Source organism: Paenibacillus sp. GSMTC-2017 (assembly GCF_016019935.1).
Lineage (GTDB): Bacteria > Bacillota > Bacilli > Paenibacillales > Paenibacillaceae > Pristimantibacillus.
Window position 1 is genome coordinate 42,193 of record NZ_JAECMT010000010.1, and the last position, 23,132, is coordinate 65,324.

Here is a 23,132-nt window from a genome sequence, read left to right on the forward strand (position 1 = left end):
GTAACATCCAATAAAAATCATATTTTGTGCGGAGGTATAGAGATGAGCAGAACACCAATCATTGCAGGTAACTGGAAAATGTTCAAAACCGTTTCTGAAGCTGTATCATTCTTTTCAGAAATTAAAGGTAAAGCTGAAGTAGCAGGCGTAGAAAGCGTAATTTGCGCACCTTACACAACACTTCCAGCACTTGTTGAAGCTGCTAAAGGTACAACAATTGCAATTGGCGCACAAAACCTACATTTCGAAGATAATGGCGCATTCACTGGCGAGATCAGCGGACTAATGCTAAAAGATCTTGGCGTGAAATACGTAATTATTGGTCATTCCGAGCGTCGTGCATACTTCCTTGAGTCAGATGAGATCGTAAACAAGAAAACTCATGCTGCATTCAAGCATGGTTTGACGCCTATCGTATGTGTTGGCGAGAAGCTTGAAGAGCGTGAAGCTGGCCAAACAAAGGAAGTTTGCAAAGTACAAACAGAAGCAGCATTCCAAGGTCTATCCTCAGAGCAAGCGGCTGAAGTTGTTGTTGCTTATGAGCCAATCTGGGCGATTGGTACAGGCAAATCTTCTACTTCTGAAGATGCACAAGATGTTATCGGTTATATCCGCAACGTTATCGCTGGTCTATATGACGAAGCGGTTGCAGCAAAAGTTCGTATTCAATACGGCGGCAGCGTGAAACCTAATAACGTAGCTGAGTATTTGGGCCAAACGGACATCGACGGAGCGCTAGTAGGCGGAGCAAGCTTAGAACCAGCTTCCTACATCGCATTGATCGAGGGGGCCAAGTAATATGGCCTCTCGCAAACCTGTAGCATTAATTATTATGGACGGCTTCGGACTTCGTGACGATGTAACGGGCAATGCAGTTGCACAAGCGAACAAACCGAACTACGACCGCTACTTGAAGCAATATCCGAACACTACGCTAGTAGCATGTGGTGAAGCGGTTGGCTTGCCGGAAGGTCAGATGGGCAATTCCGAAGTTGGTCATCTGAACATTGGCGCAGGACGTACTGTTTATCAGGATTTGACTCGGATTAGCAAGTCGATTCGCGAAGGCGAATTTTACGATAACGAAACGCTTCTAGGAGCGGTTCGTCATGCAAAAGAAAATGGTAAAAAGCTACATCTTTATGGTCTTCTCTCAGATGGCGGCGTTCATAGCCATATTGCACATTTGTTCGCATTGCTTGACCTTGCGAAGAAGGAAGAACTAGAGGAAGTTTACATCCATGCCTTCTTGGATGGACGCGATGTTTCTCCTGACAGTGCAAAAGGTTATGTTGAGCAACTTCAAGCGAAGATTAAAGAGGTTGGTGTAGGTACGATTGCAACGGTTCAAGGTCGTTATTATGCGATGGACCGTGACAAACGTTGGGAGCGTACTGAGAAATCGTATAACGCTATGGTTTATGGCGAAGGTCCTAAATATACCGACGCTCTAGATGCCGTAGTTGAATCATACGCAAAATCAGTTTATGATGAATTCGTTATGCCAACTGTAATCGTTGGTGAAGATGGCGAGCCTGTAGGTCTAGTAGAAACTGGAGATGCCATTGTATTCTTCAACTTCCGCCCAGATCGTGCAATTCAGCTTTCACAAGTATTTACAAATGAAGACTTCCGTGGTTTTGATCGTGGCGAGAAACATCCTGTAAGTTTGTACTTTGTCTGCTTAACATTATTCAGTGAATCAGTGGATGGTTATGTTGCTTATTCACCTAAAAACTTGGATAATACGCTCGGCGAGGTTCTAGCTCAGAATGGCAAAACACAGCTTCGTACTGCGGAGACTGAGAAGTATCCACATGTGACGTTCTTCTTCAGCGGCGGACGCGAAGCGGAACTTCCTGGCGAGACGCGCGTACTAATTAATTCGCCGAAGGTTGCTACTTACGATCTTCAGCCGGAGATGAGTGCGTACGAGCTTGCGGAATCAACCGTTCGTGAAATTGAAGCAGATAAACATGATGTTATTATTCTCAACTTTGCTAATCCGGATATGGTTGGGCATTCTGGTATGCTTGAGCCAACGATCAAAGCAGTTGAAGTAACGGACGAATGTTTGGGTAAGGTAGTTGAAGCTGTTCTTGCAAAAGGCGGCGTATGCCTGATTACAGCGGATCATGGTAATGCGGATATGGTGTTCGATGAGAATGGCAAGCCGCACACAGCGCATACAACAAATCCAGTTCCTTTTATCGTAACGAAAGAAGGAAATTCGCTTCGTAATGACGGCATTCTTGCTGACATTGCACCAACAATGCTCGATTTGCTGGGCGTTTCGAAACCGGCTGAGATGACAGGCTCGACATTACTGGGCTCTAAATAGTAGACTTAGTGTATTGGTTTAATATTTTTAAATTAAAAGGAGTGTTTACAACATGTCGATTATCGTTGACGTATATGCACGCGAAGTATTGGATTCCCGCGGAAATCCAACAGTAGAAGTAGAAGTAACTCTTGAGTCTGGTGGCAAAGGTAGTGCAATCGTTCCATCTGGCGCATCCACAGGCGCATACGAAGCTGTTGAGCTTCGTGATGGTGACAAATCTCGTTACCTAGGCAAAGGCGTACTCAAAGCTGTTGAGAACGTTAATGCAATTATCGCACCTGAAATCATCGGTCTTGACGCTCTTGATCAAGTAGCTATCGATCGCAAAATGATTCAAATCGACGGTACGCCTAACAAAGCTAAGCTTGGTGCTAACGCAATTCTAGCTGTTTCTATGGCTGTTGCTCGCGCTGCTGCTGACGCACTTGATGTACCTCTTTACACATACCTTGGCGGATTCAACGCTAAGACGCTTCCAGTTCCAATGATGAACATCATCAATGGCGGCGAGCATGCTGACAACAACATCGACGTTCAAGAGTTTATGGTTCTTCCAGTTGGCGCTGCTGACTTCAAAGAAGCTCTTCGCATCGGTGCGGAAATCTTCCACAACCTTAAAGCTGTATTGCATGACAAAGGTCTTAACACTGCAGTTGGCGACGAAGGCGGCTTCGCTCCTAACCTTGGTTCCAACGAAGAAGCAATTACAACAATTATCTCTGCAATCGAGCGCGCAGGCTACAAGCCAGGCGTTGACGTATTCCTAGGTATGGACGTTGCTTCTACTGAGTTCTTCAAAGATGGCAAATACGTTCTTGCTGGCGAAGGCAAATCCTTCACGCCTGCTGAGTTCGTTGACCTTCTAGCTTCATGGGTAGACAAGTATCCGATCATTTCGATCGAAGATGGCTGTTCTGAAGATGACTGGGATGGTTGGAAATTGCTAACTGAGAAACTTGGCAGCAAAGTACAACTTGTTGGTGACGATCTGTTCGTAACGAACACTGAGCGTCTATACGACGGTATCGAAAAAGGTGTAGGTAACTCCATCTTGGTTAAAGTTAACCAAATCGGTACGTTGACTGAAACTTTCGATGCAATCGAAATGGCTAAGCGCGCTGGTTACACAGCAGTTATCTCCCATCGTTCAGGCGAAAGCGAAGACAGCACAATTGCTGACATCGCAGTTGCTACAAACGCTGGTCAGATCAAAACTGGTGCACCTTCCCGTACTGACCGTGTAGCTAAATACAACCAATTGCTTCGTATTGAAGATCAATTGGGTTCAACTGCTCAATACGGCGGTAAAACAGCATTCTACAACTTGAAAAACTTTAAATAAGGTTATTAGCAGTTAGTTGCTAATAAACATAGATAAAGAGCACGCCCGAACAGGGTGTGCTCTTTTTTTGCGTATGGTCATGGACTGTCAATGGGTTTGGTTAGTGATACAATTAAAAATAGATGTAAGTATAATTATTGGTTTTATAGTTTGTTGATAGGGGGGATTCCTGATGATCATAGAAGTAATAGCTATTCGTACAGAAGATATAGTAATGGCGGCTGCTGGTGGTGCAGATCGGATTGAGCTTGTCACTAGTATTGCGGAAGGTGGCCTTACACCAAGTGCGGGTTTAATAGAAGCGGCTGTGAAAGCATCTTCGTTACCAGTTAACGTAATGGTAAGGCCACATAGTCAATCGTTCTGCTATAGCGAAAGTGACATGTCGATTATGCTCAGAGATATAGAAATTATTCGAAACGCTGGAGCTACAGGAATCGTCGTAGGAGCGTTGAACGCAGAGGGAGAAGTTGATACAGGACAATTAGAGCGATTCATTCATGCGGCGGATGGACTTGATATTACCTTTCACCGTGCTTTTGACGAGGTGAGGGATCAACATGTTGCACTGCGCGTGCTTACTCAATATCCGGCAATTAGTCGCATCTTAACTTCGGGGGGAACGTTGCCTGCCTCACAAGCTACAAAGCAATTGCGTGAGCTTCAAGTGGCTTCACTTCCTTTAGGGATTAACATAATGGGCGGATACGGACTGAATGGAGACAATATAAGTAACTTCGTTAAGGAAACACGTGTACCTGAAGTGCACTTTGGTTCTGGTGTACGGCATAATGGAAGCTATAATGAAGCGATAGATGTGGGGCGGATTGCCCGTATTCGTACTATTTTGCAAGAAGAGTTGTAGAGTTAGTAGTATAAAGTATTCCTCAGCTTCACGAAGCGCATAATGAAAGTAGTATGTTGCTGAATGTGGAGAGGGGATATAAGGATCTATGGGTAAACCGATCGTCGGAATTCAAATGTATTCCCTAAGGGATGAGGCGGAACGGGATTTATTTGGCACGCTAGAGAAAGTGGCTGAGATGGGTTATAAGGCTGTTGAGCTAATCGGGTACTTTAATGCGAAGGCAGAGAAGTTGAAAGAAAGGGCTGAACAAGCAGGCTTACGTATTCCTTCCACTTTCATTTCATTGAATTTTAAAGTAATAGGGAAGCTGCAAAATGATTTTGCTAAGGAATTAGACTATGCAGGTGTGCTTGGTGTCAAATATATCGTCACGCCTTGGATTCCTGTACAGGAACAACCTACGATGGATGATGTGAAGTTTTTGGCTAACGTGCTTACGAAATGCGGACAACAAGCGAAGGATGCGGGTATTCAGTTCGGTATCCATAATCATGACACTGATTTTAAGCTCGTCGACGGGAAGCCATTATTTGATCATCTGCTTGAACGAGTACCACAGGAATTGATGATGGCTGAGCTTGATTTGGGCTGGATCTACATGGCGGGATATCGTCCCGCTGACTATCTTCGTAAGTACAGAGGACGTGTACCTTTAGTTCATCTTAGAGACTTTGTGAAAGGGCGAAAAGATACAGAGCTCGGCAAAGGTGTTGTCGGCTGCGAAGAGTTGCTTGGGGAGCTTGCTCCTGCAGAGGTGGAATGCGTATTTGTAGAGCAAGAGCATTTCTTGGAGAGCTCTCTATTGTCAGCTAAGGCGAATATGGAATACTTGAGAAAAATAGGATACGTTAACTAGATTCTAATATAGGGTTGTACTATTGTAAATCACGAATGGCTATGGTACAATCGGCTTATGTGTTTTTAGGGATCGGCAACGCTGGAGGTGGATTGAATGGAAATCACATTGAAGATCTTACTAGTATTGTTTTCAATCGGCTTGATTGCAGTAGTATTACTGCAGAAGGGTAAGAGTGCTGGATTGTCTGGTGCGATTACTGGTGGTGCAGAGCACTTATTCGGTAAGCAAAAAGCTCGTGGTTTGGACCTGTTTCTACAGCGTTTAACAGTAGCGTTTGCAGTTGGATTTTTTGTTTTGTCACTTGTTGTTTCATATTTCGTTCAAAAATAATAAGACTTCTGTAAAAAGCGAGGATTTTCCTCGCTTTTTTTGTTTTTTGTAGGCATTTGGAGGATGCACGACTTCCATATCGTGTATACTACATGATATATGACATTCTATAAACCGTTAGCACAGGTATTGCTGTTGCGGCGGTTCCTTGAGGAGAACAATTATTGATGATGGATAAAGAGCAGGAATTGCTTGAATTTATGAGGGAAACAGCCTATAAGCCGATGACATACCAAGAGCTTGAGGTTCATTTTCGTATAGAGGGTGCAGCAGAGTTTAAAGAGTTTTTGAAGCTGCTTAACAAGCTTGAAGAAGAGGGGAAAGTAGTCCGCACACGTACAGAACGTTATGGTGTGCCGGAAAGAATGAATTTGCTGCGGGGCAAAGTTCAAGCTCATGCGAAGGGTTTCGCTTTCCTAATACCGGATGAGAAGGATCATCCTGATGTGTATATTCATGCTAATGATTTGAAAAGTGCGATGAACGGAGATATCGTGCTTGTTCGCATTACGTCGCAGAGCGAAGGCGGCGGACGGATGGAGGGCGAAGTCGTTCGTGTCGTTCAACGTGCCGTTACACAGATCGTAGGAACATTTGAAAATCATGAAGTATATGGTTTCGTCATACCGGATGACAAAAGGATTAATCGGGATATTTTTATAGCGAAGGGTCGCTTCCAAGGAGCAGTAACAGGTCAGAAGGTTGTTGTACGCATTGTAACTTATCCAGAGGGTCGTTCGGCTGCTGAAGGCGAAATTTTGGAAGTGTTAGGTCACAAAAACGATCCTGGCGTGGACATTCTTTCGATCATTCGCAAACATCAACTGCCTGAAGGGTTCCCTGAAGAGGTCATGGCTGAAGCTGAAGCTGCGCCTGACGTTATTACGGAAGAAGAGATTGTTTCACAGGGCCGCCGAGATTTGAGAAATGAAATCATCGTTACAATTGATGGTGAAGATGCAAAGGATCTTGATGATGCTGTTCATGTAAAGCTGCTCGAAAACGGCAATTATTTGTTAGGCGTTCATATCGCAGATGTTGGCTACTACGTGAAGGAGAGATCCGAGCTCGATCAAGAAGCGTTCCGCAGAGGATGCAGTGTGTACCTCGTAGATCGGGTTATCCCCATGTTGCCGCATCGTCTGTCGAACGGGATATGCTCACTTAATCCACAAGTGGATAGACTTACGCTGTCATGTGAGATGGAGTTTGACTTCAATACGCTGAAACGGGTTCGTCACGACGTCTTTACAAGTGTGATTCGTACGAAAGAACGTATGACATATACGAATGTAAAACGCATTCTGACTGCAACTGAAGAAGAACCTGAGACGGAATTAAAAGAGCGTTACGCAGATTTGCTTGAAATGTTTGGAAATATGGAGAGCCTTGCAATGCGTCTTCGTTCGAAGCGTATGAAACGTGGTGCGATTGACTTTGACTTTGTGGAGTCGAAAGTGATTGTAGATGAGGTAGGTAAGGCTGTCGATATCGTAAAACGTGAACGTTCCGTTGCTGAACAAATTATTGAAGAGTTTATGCTCGTTGCGAATGAGACGGTTGCGGAACATTTCCACTGGCTACGTGTGCCGTTCCTTTACCGTATTCACGAAGATCCTGACCAAGAGAAGTTGCTTAAGTTCATGCAGTTTGCAGCGAATTTCGGCTATGTGGTGAAAGGAAAAGGGAATTCTGTTCATCCACGTGCACTTCAAACGTTGCTCGAAGAAATTCAAGGAAAGAAAGAAGCAACCGTTATCTCTACGATGATGCTGAGATCGATGAAGCAGGCGAAATACGATGCTGAGAGCTTAGGTCACTTTGGACTTGCAGCGGAGTTTTATTCTCACTTCACATCGCCGATTAGACGTTATCCCGATCTAGCGATTCATCGCGTTATTCGTGAAGTACTGGATGGTAATGGTGCGCTTACTGAATCTAGACATGCCAATTTGACGGCACGTATGCCGGAAATTGCACAGCACTCGTCCGAGCGTGAGCGTGTGGCGGTTGATGCGGAGCGGGATACAGATAAGCTCAAAAAATGTGAGTTCATGTTAGATAAAGTCGGAGAAGAATTCGACGGTATTATTAGTAGCGTAACGAGCTTTGGTATGTTTATTGAGCTGGATAATACAGTTGAAGGCTTGATTAGACTAAGTGATATGTCCGATGACTATTACCATTTCCACGAGCTCCATATGGTGCTTATAGGGGAGCGTACGTCGAAAGTATATCGTATAGGTGACGAAGTGAAGATCCGGGTTTCACGCGTCGATATGGAAGAGTTTAATATCGATTTCGAGATGGTTGATATGAAGCCACGTGGCAACTACAAAGGTGTCGCAGATGCAGGCTTTGGCGCAGGCGGTGGACGCAAGCGCGGAGGCTATGGCAATCGAGGTGGATCCGGCGGTGGCAGACAAGGCGGCGGAAATCGTGGTGGTTCTGGTGGCGATCGCGGTGCAGGAGGCCAAGGTGGATCTGGTCGCGAGCGCACAGGTTCAGGCCGTGGCGGTCGAGGTGGCGGAGGCCAAGGTGGTACTGGTCGTCCAAGTGGCCCAGCTGGCGGTGGCGGCAATGCTAATGGAGCACAACGTCGCATAGCTGGTAATGCAACCGGTGGCAAAGGAAGCGAACGTGGGAAGTTTAAGCAGGGCCGCCCAGGCGGCAGACCACAAGGTGGCGGTAACCCGTGGGGAGACAACGGCGGCATAAGCGATCCCGATAGCCCGAAGATTAAGGGAGTAGCTGGAGGCGTTGCAGCAGAGGGTGAAGCTCGGACGAACGCTGGTGATACTGGCACACAAATTCGTAAAGATTCACGAAAAGATATGTGGGGTCTTCCAATTCGCGAAGGCGGCGGTGGACGTAACGGTGACGCTGGCAGAGGCGATAACAATGGTTACAGAGGCAAGGATGGCAAAGGTGGACGTCGACACACCACTACAAGTAGTGGTGTGTTCAAAGCAAAGTCCAACTCGGAAACCGTTCCAGTGGATGTAACCATCGTGAAAAAGAAGAAACGTAAAAACAAAGGCGGCGCAAATAATGCGACTGCTGCCTTCGTAAGGAAGAATCGCAAGTAATCCGAGTTCTATAATGGAAAATTCAAGGATATTTTCTGAGGCGGCATTTCTTTTTCTTAAAGTGGGAATAGAAGTGCCGTCAACTGGACATAATGGGAAAATATATTTAAGCTTGTCACTTGCTTTTTGTTTGCTGGTATAGTAAACTCAAGGCAATCGATGATATGAACCTGAATTCACATATTGAAAAGGGTGTCATTAGAGTCATGAAACCCTTTTCAATGTGTGAATTTTTTGTTTAAAGACGAAACAGGCGCATATTAATAAATTTTTGGAGGTTTTACACATGCAACAAGGTACAGTAAAATGGTTTAACGCTGAAAAAGGTTTCGGTTTCATCGAAGTTGAAGGCGGAAACGATGTTTTCGTTCACTTCTCAGCAATCTCTGGCGACGGCTTCAAGACTCTTGAAGAAGGCCAACGCGTTGAGTTCAACGTTGTTCAAGGCAACCGTGGACCACAAGCAGAAAACGTAGTTAAGCTTTAATAGCTTAATCTCGGTGAGACCGTTCTCGACCTTTGGTTGAGGCGGTCTTTCGTATTTGTAGGGCGAATATTGTTATAAGAAAAGTGTACCGCTTCCGGTTGTTGATTTTCAAGTGCAAAGTTGCTACAATGAACCAACAGAGTCGCTGATCTTGAAGGCAACAGAAACGAGGTGAACTAGCATGGGCGCTAAGAAAAATGATGGTAAGCAGCTCGCACAGAACAAGAAGGCATCCCATGACTATTTCATTGAGGAAACCTTCGAGGCGGGTATGGTACTAATGGGTACGGAGATTAAGTCGCTACGAAATGGTAGAGCGAACATAGGCGATGCGTTCGCGACGATTCGAAATGGCGAAATCTTTATTCACAACATGCACATCAGTCCATTCGACCAAGGTAACATTCATAACCCAACCGATCCAACACGTACAAGAAAGCTACTGCTGCACAAGGCGCAGATAAGCAAGCTGCTGGGACTATCGAAGCAGGAAGGCTACTCTATCGTGCCACTCAAGATTTATGTGCGTAACGGCTACGCTAAGCTACTGATTGGACTTGGTAAAGGTAAGAAGCAATTCGACAAGCGCGATACTGCCGCTAAGCGTGATGCTCAGCGCGATATCCAACGTGCATTAAGGGAAAAGCAGAAGGTGGCTAGATAATCCAGTATTTCCATGGATACAATGAGCCAGAGATGCCAGTAACAACCCTGAGCAATTTTGACGAGTTCGTGGTATACTAAGTGTACGGCAACGACGACGTATGTTGCCAGCACGAAAAGTGTAAGCTACGAATTAAGAAGTAACAAATAGAAGTACTGATATGTGCAGTCAGTTGATTGCCATTGATCCAGAAGTCCCGTTTTGTTAGCTAGACGTTTGGTTGTCCGTTAGTCGCTTCGAGAGATCGGAGTAGGACATACGCAGCGTTTATGCCCAATCGGGGGCGTTTATGGATTCGACGGGGATTGGACGAGCGCGTGTTAGCGGGTAGCAGGGAGTCGTCTGCTTCATCAACGCTAAAGCCTATTAAATGGCAAAACTCAAAACAACTACGCTTTAGCAGCCTAAGAAACTGTTGGCGTGCTTCTACCCAGCATCGTCCATGTGACTGGGATAGGGGCTAACATATAGTGGAATACGCTGTCACATCTCCGCCTGGGGTGTGCTGAAGAAGATAATCAGGCTGACCCAACGCAGAGCAGGTTACAGTGCGCTGCTCGGGTGACATCAAATCTGTAACTACACCCGTAGAAAGCCGTGTGGCGTGATCTTCGGACAGGGGTTCAAATCCCCTCGCCTCCACCAATACCATGAAAAAAGCGACCTCGTGAGGTCGCTTTTTTGTGTTTTCATATGTGTTACGGTTATTAATAGTATAGATGTGGTGGGTTCTGGCGATGAAGCTGATGTATTTCCGATCGTTATAGAATTAGTACTTTGAATTTCATTGTTAATCCAATCGATATACCTTATCAGGACAAGTACTTATACCACATGCTATTCTAAAGGTGCTTCAACAAGAATTTGTTCCAAATGCTCTATCAAACCTTTTTTCACTATATTTTCATTTAAACTTACAGTTTCAAAGAATTCGATAGAGAACCATTTGATTGCGTTAACCAGAAGAATTATGAATGCTATCAATCCAAACATATTTACCATAAAGAATGATGCCTCATTTATATCAAGCTCTTTAAAGCTCAGAGTCATAAATTGATTCCACATTGGCACAAATAAAGTGAGCAGTATCCCAGGTGCTAGTAGTTTCGGTAGCTTCTTACGCTCTATCTCTTTATTGAGTGATTCAATAATTAACTTTATCTTACCTTCGTTATAAAGTTTATTTGTGACCAAGAAATCAATCAAAAGCTTATGTTGCTTATTTGTGTATTCAATCGTATGCCATGGCCGTCTTTTGGAATATATACCGTGTTTATTCTTTAAAATTGATTTTGCATTTTTATTAAAGATAGGTGCGGTCACGATTGCGACTATTAGAGTTCCTAGGAAGAAAGATGTAGGGTACCAATAATTTATGTTAAAAAGTGAGGAAAAAGGAATTGAAGCTATAAGAACAAGTGTTGATGCGCAAATGAAAAAAAAGATTAAACCAAATGTAAAATGAAGAAATCGCATGTACTTGAAAACAAGTGCATAAGTTGTGACATTATCTTTATAGTATTTTACAAGCCTATCAATCATGAAGTTTTTCCTCCCTATTTCTCGAAATCTCAAGTTTAACAGCTAGCAATAGACTGCTCTGATACATTGTATCTAAATCAAATAATATATGTAAGATGTTAAAGTGATAAATATGTATTTGGTCCAACCTAAGATAGGAAGGAGAACATCCTATAAGAAAGGATGTACGAGCAAGGCTTTCGTGGATTTGTTTAAGAGGGAATGGTTTAAGGGGTAATAGAAGGCATATATTTTCAAGTTTATATGAGGAAATTACAGTATTAATATGGATCAAAAGGAGATCAGAATCAATACTACAGAAGGCTTTGAATACAGTGGAACACAGTAAAAAAATTCGCGGTTAAAATGAATGGCACGCATACGCTATCACGTAGCAGAATTCAATATTATTTATAATTTTATTGAGTAGTGATTATTAAGGATAAAACACCTGTGGGTATTTTTTTATTTCATCCAAAATAAGGAATATAATTACATCAAGTCGAATTATGAACGTTATTGGTACATTGTAAAATTAGATAGATATATCGAATAAAACGAAGATGAAAACGTCAAACATAACATTAAAGATAGGAGTGGAAATGCTCCAAAATGGTAGTAGGGAGAACAAAAGCGTTATTACTATTAATTTAAAAGTAAATACAGAAAACAGTGGGTAGCAAAGCTTGTGCGTGAATTAGAGTTCTAATGTTTCAGTCCGCTATCATAAATACCATATATGGTATAATGTGTTATTAAAGGTGTTGTGTAAGCAGTAGTAGGATGAGCTAGATAGTTTACTAAGTTGCTATTAGTCTATTCTTTACGGGATATTTGCAAGATGATCTAGGTAGTTGCTGACTTAGAAGTAACTATTCCAAGTATGGAGTAGTTTAAAAGTTCTCAATAAAATAATCAACAGATAGTGAGCAAAATAATAAATTTTACTGGAGACGTAATGAACGAAAAAATCCATGAATTGTTAAAAGAGGGCACAGTAAGTTCTATTAAAAAGCTCGTTTCAATTCTTATTGATAGAGCGGGGAAAAAGCAGAGCAACAAAGTGTTCTACAGCATATTCCAAGAATATCTTATTAATTCAAAAGTGAGTGTTTCAAATTCATTTGTAATGGTAGGACCCAAAAGAGGATTATCATGCTTTGTCTCCGATCTTTTGTCGTTATATGTAACCGTTAGTGCTTACGATGAGCAGTCAGAACTATTAAAGAACCTGTTACAGGATATAGATGATCTTAAGGATTCTTTGAGACCGATGTTAAAAATGACAATTGCTCGAAAATTGCTACAAATACTTGAACAGTATGGAGCTAATCATTTTTTTGCGTATAATCATAATGGCATACCATTGCGTTTTTATTTCGTTCCCTATGGAAATAAAACTATGAATGCTGGTTACTTTCCACATCTTCATTTAGTAGTTATATATAAAAACGAACTTGATAGCCACGCTAATTCAGAGTACATTTTTATGCATGAACTCGGGCATGTGGTTCAACTTTATATGACTAAGAGTCTGTTGATCGTACCAGACTCCTTCAAGGAAGCAACAACTAGAATGTTCAAACCTTGCTCAGACGAAGTGTTAGCCGAGGTGTTCGCAGATTGTTTCACTATAGCAGTTATGAAGGGGACATTTTTCGAAGTGAAGAACCCCTTTTGTACAATATTTTTACCAGAGCATCAGATTCGAATTAAAGAATATTTCTTATCTGTGTTTACTGGTCAGCAACAGAGGCTAGACGAAAGGAGAGACCGATAATGGAAGCACATATTTCATAACACGGCGATAATACATTAGTATTGGCTACTGTTAATTGTGACTATTGAATTGAAGTCATCAAATAAAGACGTGATATATAGAGGTAGCTTAGCAAGAGAACAGATTATCAATATGTTGGGTAATCTCCATGAACTTCTTCTTGAGACCAATGGAGAAATGAAGCAATGTGATGTTATAATAATCGGGCATATACGTGCATCTGATGGTATTTTAATTGACTACTCGGATAAAGTTGGACTTAGGGTAGTAGTTGTAGAGCCAAAAGCTCTATGGTATGCAGATGAAGATGGAAATCAGGTTCATTTCGTTTGGGCTGCATTGGAGGGTAGTAAGAAAAGAAATAAATTTGTAGACATTCATATTAAAGATGCGATTCGTTGTACAAGTAAAGATGTAAATTGTTTGCGAGATACAACTCTAGGAGGTTAGCCTATGAGGAAGACAAACAAAGAGTATCAAGAAGAGGTAGAAAAGAAATATGGAAAGCCAATAAAAGAAATTATGAATGAACTTGTTATTAAGCGTCATATGGATCAATGGGATGGAGCAACCGAACTGGGAGTGCCAAAAGAAACGTTTGTAACCTGGAGAACTAAATTTCGTTTAGGTCCTGATCAAAGAAGAGAAGATTTTGCTGAACGAATGAGAAATAAAACATTAGAGTCATATAAAAAAGAACTAGAAAATGTTGACTTTGAAAGGTCATTTGATTTCAAGGATGAAAAGTCGTTGAGGGGATTTAAAGAGATTATTGAAAGAATGATAGAGTTGGAAAAGAAGCGAAGATTACTACATGATTTTGACAACAGGATGGATATTGTACATTCGATGAGAGTATCTACACTGGAGAGTATAATTCTATATCTTAACCAATATCATCTGTCGGAGCTACATGAAACATTTAATTATGACTTAAAGAATTTAAAGCCAAAGATATAATAATATAATATAATATAATATCTTATTTTATGCTCATGATATGAGTGACTGAGTGACTATTAATTGTAATGGATCATGAAAATATTATGTATTTAGTAGGAGTCGATTGCCTCGCTTCCACCAATATGAAAAAGGACATCTAATAGGTGTCCTCAAGCTGTCTAGAAGATCTCGGCAGTCTGAGCCCGACCACAAGAGGTCGGGCTTTTTGTTACATCCTATTCTATGAGGATAGTTGAACAGTGCGATTACTAATTTCTTCATCATATCAATATTCCTCTGTTAATAAAGTGGATCTTCTTTTGTAAATAACAAGAAAATACCAGATGTTAATAATACAACAAATCCCAAGTAAATTCCCTTTTATAGTATAATAGGATTAAATACGATTCTTAGTTCTGGAGGAAACAAACATGACACTTCCTGGCGAGTTATCCTCAATATTTAGAAATAAACAAAAATCCTATAAAATGGTTCTTATTCTTTCCATAATAGACGAGTATCAAGTTACTCATAATCAAAATATTTTGCTAGATAGCGTAAGTAGACGCTTCTTGTCGTATTATCAGAACAGCATCGTAGATGGAAAAAGGGTGGATAACCCGCCGAGCGGAGTAGCTGTAAGCTGGTCTGAATTTACTCAGAGTCAAACTAAATCTTTACTCTACACACCGATAAAAGCTTTATCATCAATAATTGAGGAAAGTAACAAAGGACAAATAATCTCTTTTAAGTCGATGATCTGGGACAAGTTAAACGAGCATATGATGGATGAGTTACAAAGATATGCCTTAACTGAATTGGAAAACTATAATAACAATTTAGCTGCACCCATATCCCTTAAAAAGTCTATAACTCAAATTATGAATAATTACGTAAGTGCGAAGACTCAATCGTTCTCCAGTCATCCACTGGGTGCTTTGCTCAGACAGACCCTCCCAATAAATCTAAAGAAACTATCCTTCATTGATGAGAAGTATAAAGTACAAGGCTCAATCGGACAGGGGAACTGGGCGAATATCCCATGGCTTGCGATTCTGGATAAACGAATCACTGAAACTACGCAGTATGGTGAATATGTGGTGTATTTGTTTGCCGAGGATATGAGCTCGGTCTATTTGACATTGGCACAAGGGGTTACCCTTCCACTTAGGGAGCGGGGAAGAAGAGAGGGGTATCAATACCTCGAACAGAAAGGAAGGGAAATACGAGAGATACTCCCGCTTGAAAACATGCAGAAGGATGAGCATATTAACTTAACTTCTAACGGTCTGGGACGCGATTACCAAGTGTCAACTGTCGCATACATTCGTTACGAGCGGGATCATATCCCAGATGATGATCAACTGATTTCTGATTTAGAAAATATGATAGCAAACTACAAGCTTTACGCAGAGACGGTAACCAAACAAAATGTTGAGTCGATGCCAACATTCAAATATACAATGGCTCATCTCTACTTGGCGCAAGGTATTATTGCTTATCTTGGGAAGGAATCACCGACTTCAATCGATATAGATGAATTGACAGCAAACCAATCAACAGTATTGATTTCAGGTGAAGATGTGAAGCACCCTAAGGAACGGATTCAGCATATTGGACGTACATTACTGGAACTCGGTCTTGTACATATCGATAATAATCGTTATTCTTTAACTCCACTGGGAGTTGATTTTACCAATGCTTTTGACTCGAATATTTGGAGGCTGAACATAGAGCAAGTTAACTTGCTCAGACAGCATCTAACCAATGATGAGCGACACGGGAACAGTAACTTAATTAAGGTCATAAATATAGCCATATCAATTGTCCATCAATTAAAAGAGTTCTCCTTTGAAACATTCAATGAGCAATTCATAGCTGCAATGCGAGAAGAATGGGGGAAGGTCACCCAAGAGAACCGATCTAGAGCTATGCTGAACTGGCTAGAAGAACTTGCATTCGTTCAAAAGCTGGGAGAGAAGTACATTTCTCAAGGGGATAAGGAGAATGAACCTTTGGATTCTTTAACGGTACCTGAACGGATAGAGAGCATTAAGACTTATATTAATCAAAAGGGCTTTCACTATCCAGGTTCGTTAGTCGAGAACCTCTATTTATCATTTAAGACTAAACCCTTTGTCATTCTGGCTGGTGTTTCAGGAACGGGGAAAACCAAACTTGTTAAGTTATTTGCGGAGGCGCTTGGTGCCACAAGTGGAAATAAACAGTTCTCACTGATTCCAATAAGACCGGACTGGAGCGATTCATCAGATCTACTAGGATACAAAGATTTATCAGGAGCGTATCGTCCTGGGCAGTTGGCGAAGGTGCTGGTGGAAGCTTCAAAAGCAGAAAATCTTCACAAGCCTTATTTTATATGTTTGGATGAAATGAACCTAGCTAGAGTAGAACATTATTTAAGTGATGTGCTGAGTATCATTGAGACCCAGGAATGGCAAAACAATCGTATAGTGACGGCACCCTTAATCTACACAGAATCCCTAAGTATAGAGGATCAACAGACATATGGAAACATGATTCTACCGGATAATGTCTATTTAGTGGGGACTGTAAATATGGATGAGACAACACATCCTTTCAGCAAAAAAGTGCTCGACCGTGCAAACACGATTGAATTTAACTACATTAATTTAGGGCAGTTCCCGGATGGTGACATAGATTACTCGAATGATGTAGAGACTATGCCAGCATATAATTCCTTTTTACGGAGTGAGTATCTACAGTTGGTTGAGGTTTATCATGATTACCGTGATTTGATACATAAAACAACTGAGAAGCTCGTAAAGATTAACGGTATTTTAGAAGAAATACATTCCCATGTAGGCTTTCGGATTCGGGATGCGGTCTGCTTCTACATGATTTATAATGAACGCTTTCAGTTATTGAGCGAGGATGCGGCATTTGACCAGCAATTGCTTCAGAAGATATTGCCTCGCGTTCAAGGGAGTAGCTCTTCTGTTAAACGTGTATTGCTACAACTAATGCAAGGAGCATCGGGCAGAACATTGCCGATTTCAGAGTTAATGGAGGATGCCTCGGATCTATATATGAAATGGAGTGCGGGCCAATCGGTAGAAGTAGCGAGGCATCCGCAAACAGCTCGGAAAATTGCGTTTATGTTACGGAGGTTGGAGGAAGATGGCTTCACCTCATATTGGCTCTCTTAATCAAACTGTTGAGCTTCTTCGTGTGGAGACAAACTTGTTTAACTTATATATTCAAGGCAAACCGTTTCATCCAACGGTGGAGTCTTTACAATTACATCGAACAAATGAGGAGACATTGATGGCTGCTGGGTTACAGGTATCCACTCTTTCTCCATCACTAACAATTGATGGCATTTCTCTATTTAATCCTGAGCTCAAAGAATTGTCCGTATGGCAAATCGGAGATCAGAGCTTCCCAATCTTTTTTGAAACCCAAAGTTACGAGTTAGTAATTGAGAAAAAAGAAGATATGGCATTAACATTTCACCATGATAATGTCTATCTTAGGCAAGCTGTTAAACCATTAGGCAAAATAATTATATCCGGCATGTTGAGATTTCAAAACGAAGTAGGGCTTACCGAACTGGAGCTTCGATTAAACGGGCAACCTATCTTTCGATTACAAATTGAGATCTTTCCTTCTAAAATTGACTATAAGCATGACTATCAAATGATTCTTCATGATGTGAATCAACAGATATATAATCTGTCTTTTGATTTTATGCGGAAAACCTACAATCTCACGGGGCTTAAGAAAACACATAACCAAAGTTTGACGGAGTTTTTTACTATCCTCCAGCATGTGTTCGGTCTATTGGTCCAGGCTGTGGAACGGATCAAAGCTGTCCCGCATTCCAAACTTGAGCGCGTGAAGCGGGTAGTAGAAGTAGCGAAGGTAAAGAAGGCCGGCAGAGACAATATAACCTTTTTATCGAAGCGACCGCAGTTTCTTGTTCAGGATAATAAGCTCGGATTCATTCCTTTGAACGGTGCGGTGTTTTATCCAAGCCATATAAAGGAAACAAAACGGCAGGTTAGTTATGACACGATGGAAAATCGTTTTGTACGCTGGGTACTGTTGCGCATTTCCACTAAACTAAAAGATTTTAAAACACGCTTATTCGAAAAAAAACGTCAAGAGGATCCGCTTTTAGTTAAACGGTTGAATTTTATGCAAACCCAACTCCAGCGATTATTGAATTTGGATTTCCTGGACGTTGGGGAGATGAATCAGTTATCAGTATCATTTGTTTTACAGATGGCTCCGGGCTATCGAGAAGTCTATCGAAATTACTTGATGCTGATGAAAGGCCTGTCTATCCAAAGTGATCTATTCAGGTTGTCGATGAAGGATCTAGCCCAGTTATATGAATATTGGTGTTTTCTAAAAATCCATGATCTCCTTGGAAGAAAATATGAGTTGCTTAAGCAAGACATCATCAAAGTGAATCGTACGGGCGTATTCGTTACGTTGGATAAGTCCCAGCAAGCAAAGATGGTTTACCGCAACCCTTCGAACGGTGAGATTTTCACACTCTATTATAATACCCTTCCTAAGGGCGATCATAGTGAGACTTTGGGTCAAAGGCCAGATAATGTCCTCACGCTCAAGAAAAATGATTCCGCAGCGGAATATAAGTATATATTTGATGCCAAGTATCGATTGAATCCAGCTTATGAAGGTACCTTATATCACGACAAATATAAGATACCAGGGCCAGAAGAAGATGATATCAACACGATGCATCGATACCGTGATGCCATTGTCTACACAGACATCAAGAGTCGAGAGTTGGAACGGAGTATGTTCGGTGCATATGTATTGTTTCCACACCATAACGAGGAGCAATTCCGAGAGCATCGGTTTTATAAGAGCATTGAGTTGATTAACGTTGGTGCATTCCCATTTCTACCTAACTCCACGAAGCTCATGGAAGATTTCTTAGATGAGATTATTTTGGACAGTCCAGAGAAGGCTTATGAACGATCGATTCGTCCAAGAGGAACGAAGGAATATTATCTTAATAAGCTAACAGGTAAAAATGTTCTAGTAGGTTCGATCAGGGATGTTTCACAGCTAGAAGATACAATGAATTATAGATATTATCACGTACCATTGGAGAACATCACAGACCACACTTTATTAACACAGCTCGAGTACGTAGCACTTTATCAATCACGAAATCAGTTTCTTGCCCGTGGAGAAGTAGGCGTGAACTGGTACGGTAAAGTAGTTGATTGGAAGGTATTGCGACGTAAAGAGATACTGGAACGTCCGGCGAGACGTGGCACGGAAGAAAAGTTATATGTGAAGTTTACAGTACAGGAATGGCTCAAGCGAGCGAGCCCGATTGTTCCAGGAGGCAGGGGGATATATTCTCTTCTGTATACGACCAAGTATATATTCGATCGTGCCTTAGAAATTGCTGAGTTAAAATTAAATACTGATGAGGATCTTACAACATGGCGTGAAAAGCGTCGAAGAGGTGCTGTTAAAGTGGAGATCAATCATGATCAAGTGGATTTGGCGAGCAAGGTGACAGGGATTCATTTGAAGGAGTAACTATAGGGTAGAGTTCCTGTATTGGCTGAATCGTATGTAAGTTCTTGAGGAAGTTGTATGAATATCCAGAGTTGGTTCTCGATAATGTATAGGTACATAAAACTAATGTAAGAGGATTCATTCTGTATTTAAAAGGATCCGGCTCCCCTCGCCTCCACCAAACCATGAAAAAAGACACCTCAGAGGTGTCTTTTTTGCGTTGGTGGAAAGGGTCTAAGGGAGTTGGACTCCTGACAGGGGTTCGTTCCGTGCGCAGGGAGCGAAGCGGACGCACTCGGCATCTGATTATACTTCGCTAAGTTCGTCAACCGCTAATCTTCTTTGACAGCCACTTTAATCATGATCGGGATATCTCTGAGCCTAATATAGAATTACTGCTTAAGAAAACGACATGAGGTAACCGCTTTCGTTTTGAGAACCAAGGAGGAAGAGATCCAGTTAGTATTCTTGGATACCACCTAATCGAATAAAGGAGATTATCACTTTAATTGGTGGTCAGTCCTTGTTATTAAAATTTTATGACAGTTTCAATCAGTTTTAGTATAATTAAGATTGGATTTATTTACCTTATATTAGCATAAAAATATTAAGAAAGGTTGAGTATTACTTTAGCGGGAATTTGTACAAATAAACTAGATAATTTAATTCGTTATTTAAATTAATTTGAAAGGAAATGAATATTTATGAATAAGTTTTTTAGCGTGTTTAAGTTGATAATGGTAACAGCTATAATTTTGAGCTCATCAATTCCTTTTTCCTCTAGTTTTATTTCAGCTTCGAATAACTTTGATCCATCAGCTAGATTTATTAATGTCTCAGCCGATGCACATCGATCATATGCAGTTAAATCAGATGGGACCGTATGGGGCTGGGGAGCTGGATTGAATGAAAAGGGTGAATTGGATAATTATTCAATTAAAGCAAAGACCCCTGTAAAGATCCCAAATTTAAATAATGTTACGAAAGTTGTAGGCAGTTTGAATGCTTTTAATCTTGCATTAAAATCAGATGGAACCGTCTGGGCTTGGGGCTATAATGCTGAAGGACAGCTAGGCGATGGAACGACTACTTTCAAATCCAAGCCTGTACCAGTACATAATTTGCAAAATGTAATTTCCATTTCAGCTGGGAGTCATCATTCGCTTGCTTTGAAGTCTGATGGTACAGTGTGGATTTGGGGCTATAATTCGAATGGTACATTAGGGACTGGAAATCATGGGAATATACTAATTCCGACTCAGGTGAAGGGCTTAACGAATGTTAAAGCTATCGATGGAAGTTATGAAAAATCAGTAGCAGTTAAGTCAGATGGAACGGTATGGGAATGGGGATATCTAGTTAACGGTTCAACCTACCAGACTATGCCAAAGCAGGTTTTAGGAATAGAAAACGTGAGAGCGCTTGCGAATGCTTCAACCAATATTAAACTAGCACTTAAATCGGATGGAACAGTATGGTCTTGGAATAGTTACTATCCTAATCCTAAACAAATTTCAAATCTAAAAAATGTTGTTGCTATTTCGAATGGGATGGCATTGAAATCAGATGGAGCAGCTATGTTAATTGGAGATGGTATATACAATTTTGATATTGTTAAACCTGCGCCTATTGCAGATGTTGTTCATATATCTAAAACGTATGCCCAGTATCCCGGGCATCATTTAGTGATAAAGAATGATGGGTCGGTTTGGGCTTGGGGAGCTAATGCAAGCGGACAATTAGGTGATGGGACGCTTCAAGATAAGGCTTCTCCAGTAGAAGTTAAATTCTCTAAATATCAAGAACGCTATACTGTTACAGGTTCTGTTTATGGTGTTAATGGTATGCCAGTGGAGCATGCAACCGTAACAGCTAGTACTTACAATCAATCATTGACAGTTACGACAGATGTTTATGGAAAATATTCATTATCAGTTCTTCCAGGGATGTATAAATTGGACGTATACGCAAATGGATATGTGGAAAGTTCACAATCAAATGTAAATATAACTTCAAGTATACAAGAACCGATCAATTTTAATCTGGTAGGCCGTGGTGGATTTGTTAAACTGCTGTTTAATGATGCCGACGGTAGGCCGTTAAATAATCCGTTTTTATCCATCAAACAAGTGGAAGGAAACACCATTTATTCTGGATATGTGTACGGGACGAAGGAATGGTTGTACCCATTAAATATTGGAAGTTATGATGTGAGGATTGGTGAAATAACTCGTCGCATTCATATAAAATCAAATGAATTAGTTGTGTTTGATCCGTATGATCCTGWCAAGAAAGGTTTTATATATGGCACGATAAGTGGTATTAATGGTATGCCAGTGGAGCAWGCAACCGTAACAGCTAGTACTTACAATCAATCATGGACAGTAACGGCAAATGTTTATGGGAATTATTCATTATCAGTTCCTCCAGGATCATACACATTGAATGTAATGGCAGGTGGATACGAGAATAGTTCGATATCAAATGTAAGTGTAACTTCAAGTGTATATGAAAAGGTCGATGTTAACTTGGTAGGCCGTGGTGGATTTGTTAAACTGATGTTTAAAGATGCCGACGGCAAGCCGTTAAATAATCCGTTTATATCCATCAAACACGCGGAAGGACACTTCATTTATTCTGGAAATGTGTACGGGAAGCAGGAATGGGTATACCCATTAAATATTGGAAGTTATGATGTGACGATTGGTGAAATAACTCGTCGCATTCATATAAAATCAAATGAATTAGTTGTGTTTGATCCGTATGATCCTGTCAAGAAAGGTTTTATATATGGCACGATAAGTGGTATTAATGGTATGCCAGTGGAGCATGCAACCGTAACAGCTAGTACTTACAATCAATCATGGACAGTAACGGCAAATGTTTATGGGAATTATTCATTATCAGTTCCTCCAGGATCATACACATTGAATGTAATGGCAGGTGGATACGAGAATAGTTCGATATCAAATATAAGTGTAACTTCAAGTGTATATGAAAAGGTCGATGTTAACTTGGTAGGCCGTGGTGGATTCGTTAAGTTAATACTTCAAGATAGTGCAGGTAATCCTTTGAAAAACGCAATCGTTTCAATTAAACAGTTGGATAGTTCATACAGTTATTCCTGGGTGGCTCCTGAAAAAGATGAATTGATTTATCCATTAGGTGTTGGTAGTTACGAAATTAACATAGGCGGTGTAACTCGTCGTATCAACGTGGAGCTAAATAAATTATCGATTTTTGACCCTACTGATTATAGGTGAGTTCTCACCTGTATTCCAAATGAGATACAAAATTATAGTAGTTTCAATGAATGATTGAATTTTCAATAGCACGCGGAGGCGAATTGTAGATTT

General features: G+C 41.1%; 16 protein-coding genes and 1 other RNA gene. 16 read left to right on the plus strand and 1 reads right to left on the minus strand.

Annotated features, from left to right (window positions below):
* Positions 1 to 42 precede the first annotated feature (42 nt).
* The 10 genes from tpiA to ssrA all read left to right on the plus strand — a co-directional run bounded on the left by tpiA (position 43) and on the right by ssrA (position 10,628).
* Positions 43 to 798 carry a triose-phosphate isomerase gene (gene tpiA / locus I6N90_RS24140; RefSeq protein ID WP_197938454.1) on the plus strand — a complete coding sequence of 252 codons (756 nt, stop codon included), beginning with the start codon at positions 43 to 45 and terminating at the stop codon, positions 796 to 798.
* A gap of 1 nt (position 799) precedes the next feature.
* The gene (gpmI, locus tag I6N90_RS24145; protein ID WP_197938455.1) at positions 800 to 2,341 is read left to right on the plus strand and encodes a 2,3-bisphosphoglycerate-independent phosphoglycerate mutase; all 1,542 of its coding nucleotides are present in this window, start codon (positions 800 to 802) and stop codon (positions 2,339 to 2,341) included.
* 52 nt (positions 2,342 to 2,393) lie between these two features.
* Positions 2,394 to 3,686, plus strand: coding sequence for a phosphopyruvate hydratase (gene eno, locus I6N90_RS24150; RefSeq protein ID WP_197938456.1), 1,293 nt, complete (start codon positions 2,394 to 2,396; stop codon positions 3,684 to 3,686).
* 172 nt (positions 3,687 to 3,858) lie between these two features.
* Positions 3,859 to 4,551: a copper homeostasis protein CutC gene (locus I6N90_RS24155; RefSeq protein ID WP_197938457.1), complete on the plus strand. Its 693-nt coding sequence runs from the start codon at positions 3,859 to 3,861 to the stop codon at positions 4,549 to 4,551.
* An 88-nt stretch (positions 4,552 to 4,639) separates the two neighbouring features.
* The gene (locus I6N90_RS24160; RefSeq protein WP_197938458.1) at positions 4,640 to 5,410 is read left to right on the plus strand and encodes a sugar phosphate isomerase/epimerase family protein; all 771 of its coding nucleotides are present in this window, start codon (positions 4,640 to 4,642) and stop codon (positions 5,408 to 5,410) included.
* Positions 5,411 to 5,506: 96 nt separating this feature from the next.
* Positions 5,507 to 5,743: a preprotein translocase subunit SecG gene (secG, locus tag I6N90_RS24165; protein ID WP_197938459.1), complete on the plus strand. Its 237-nt coding sequence runs from the start codon at positions 5,507 to 5,509 to the stop codon at positions 5,741 to 5,743.
* Between the two features lie 170 nt (positions 5,744 to 5,913).
* Positions 5,914 to 8,832, plus strand: a complete 2,919-nt coding sequence (gene rnr, locus I6N90_RS24170) for a ribonuclease R (RefSeq protein ID WP_197938504.1) — start codon at positions 5,914 to 5,916, stop codon at positions 8,830 to 8,832.
* 286 nt (positions 8,833 to 9,118) lie between these two features.
* Complete coding sequence (locus I6N90_RS24175) at positions 9,119 to 9,319, plus strand: cold-shock protein (protein WP_197938460.1); 201 nt, start codon at positions 9,119 to 9,121, stop codon at positions 9,317 to 9,319.
* 181 nt (positions 9,320 to 9,500) lie between these two features.
* Positions 9,501 to 9,983, plus strand: coding sequence for an SsrA-binding protein SmpB (gene smpB / locus I6N90_RS24180; protein ID WP_197938462.1), 483 nt, complete (start codon positions 9,501 to 9,503; stop codon positions 9,981 to 9,983).
* A gap of 279 nt (positions 9,984 to 10,262) precedes the next feature.
* Positions 10,263 to 10,628, plus strand: a transfer-messenger RNA (tmRNA) gene (gene ssrA / locus I6N90_RS24185).
* Positions 10,629 to 10,820: 192 nt separating this feature from the next.
* On the opposite strand, the gene I6N90_RS24190 is transcribed toward ssrA, so the two are convergent.
* Positions 10,821 to 11,525 carry a hypothetical protein gene (locus tag I6N90_RS24190; RefSeq protein WP_197938464.1) on the minus strand — a complete coding sequence of 235 codons (705 nt, stop codon included), beginning with the start codon at positions 11,523 to 11,525 and terminating at the stop codon, positions 10,821 to 10,823.
* A 937-nt stretch (positions 11,526 to 12,462) separates the two neighbouring features.
* On the opposite strand from I6N90_RS24190, the gene I6N90_RS24195 reads away from it, so the two are divergent.
* The 6 genes from I6N90_RS24195 (at position 12,463) to I6N90_RS24225 (ending at position 23,039) form a co-directional block, all read left to right on the plus strand.
* A complete protein-coding gene (locus I6N90_RS24195) occupies positions 12,463 to 13,284 on the plus strand; it encodes a hypothetical protein (RefSeq protein ID WP_197938466.1) in 822 nt (273 codons plus the stop codon).
* Between the two features lie 57 nt (positions 13,285 to 13,341).
* Positions 13,342 to 13,734, plus strand: a complete 393-nt coding sequence (locus I6N90_RS24200) for a hypothetical protein (protein ID WP_197938468.1) — start codon at positions 13,342 to 13,344, stop codon at positions 13,732 to 13,734.
* Positions 13,735 to 13,737: 3 nt separating this feature from the next.
* Complete coding sequence (locus I6N90_RS24205; protein ID WP_197938470.1) at positions 13,738 to 14,244, plus strand: hypothetical protein; 507 nt, start codon at positions 13,738 to 13,740, stop codon at positions 14,242 to 14,244.
* A 413-nt stretch (positions 14,245 to 14,657) separates the two neighbouring features.
* Positions 14,658 to 17,414 (plus strand): MrcB family domain-containing protein, encoded by a 2,757-nt coding sequence (locus I6N90_RS24215; RefSeq protein ID WP_232243312.1) that lies wholly within the window; start codon positions 14,658 to 14,660, stop codon positions 17,412 to 17,414.
* Positions 17,386 to 19,797: a restriction endonuclease-like protein gene (locus tag I6N90_RS24220; protein WP_197938471.1), complete on the plus strand. Its 2,412-nt coding sequence runs from the start codon at positions 17,386 to 17,388 to the stop codon at positions 19,795 to 19,797. The genes I6N90_RS24215 and I6N90_RS24220 overlap by 29 nt, the downstream gene beginning before the upstream one ends.
* A gap of 683 nt (positions 19,798 to 20,480) precedes the next feature.
* Entirely contained in the window at positions 20,481 to 23,039 is a 2,559-nt protein-coding gene (locus I6N90_RS24225; RefSeq protein WP_197938472.1) for an RCC1 domain-containing protein, read from the plus strand.
* Positions 23,040 to 23,132: the final 93 nt, after the last annotated feature.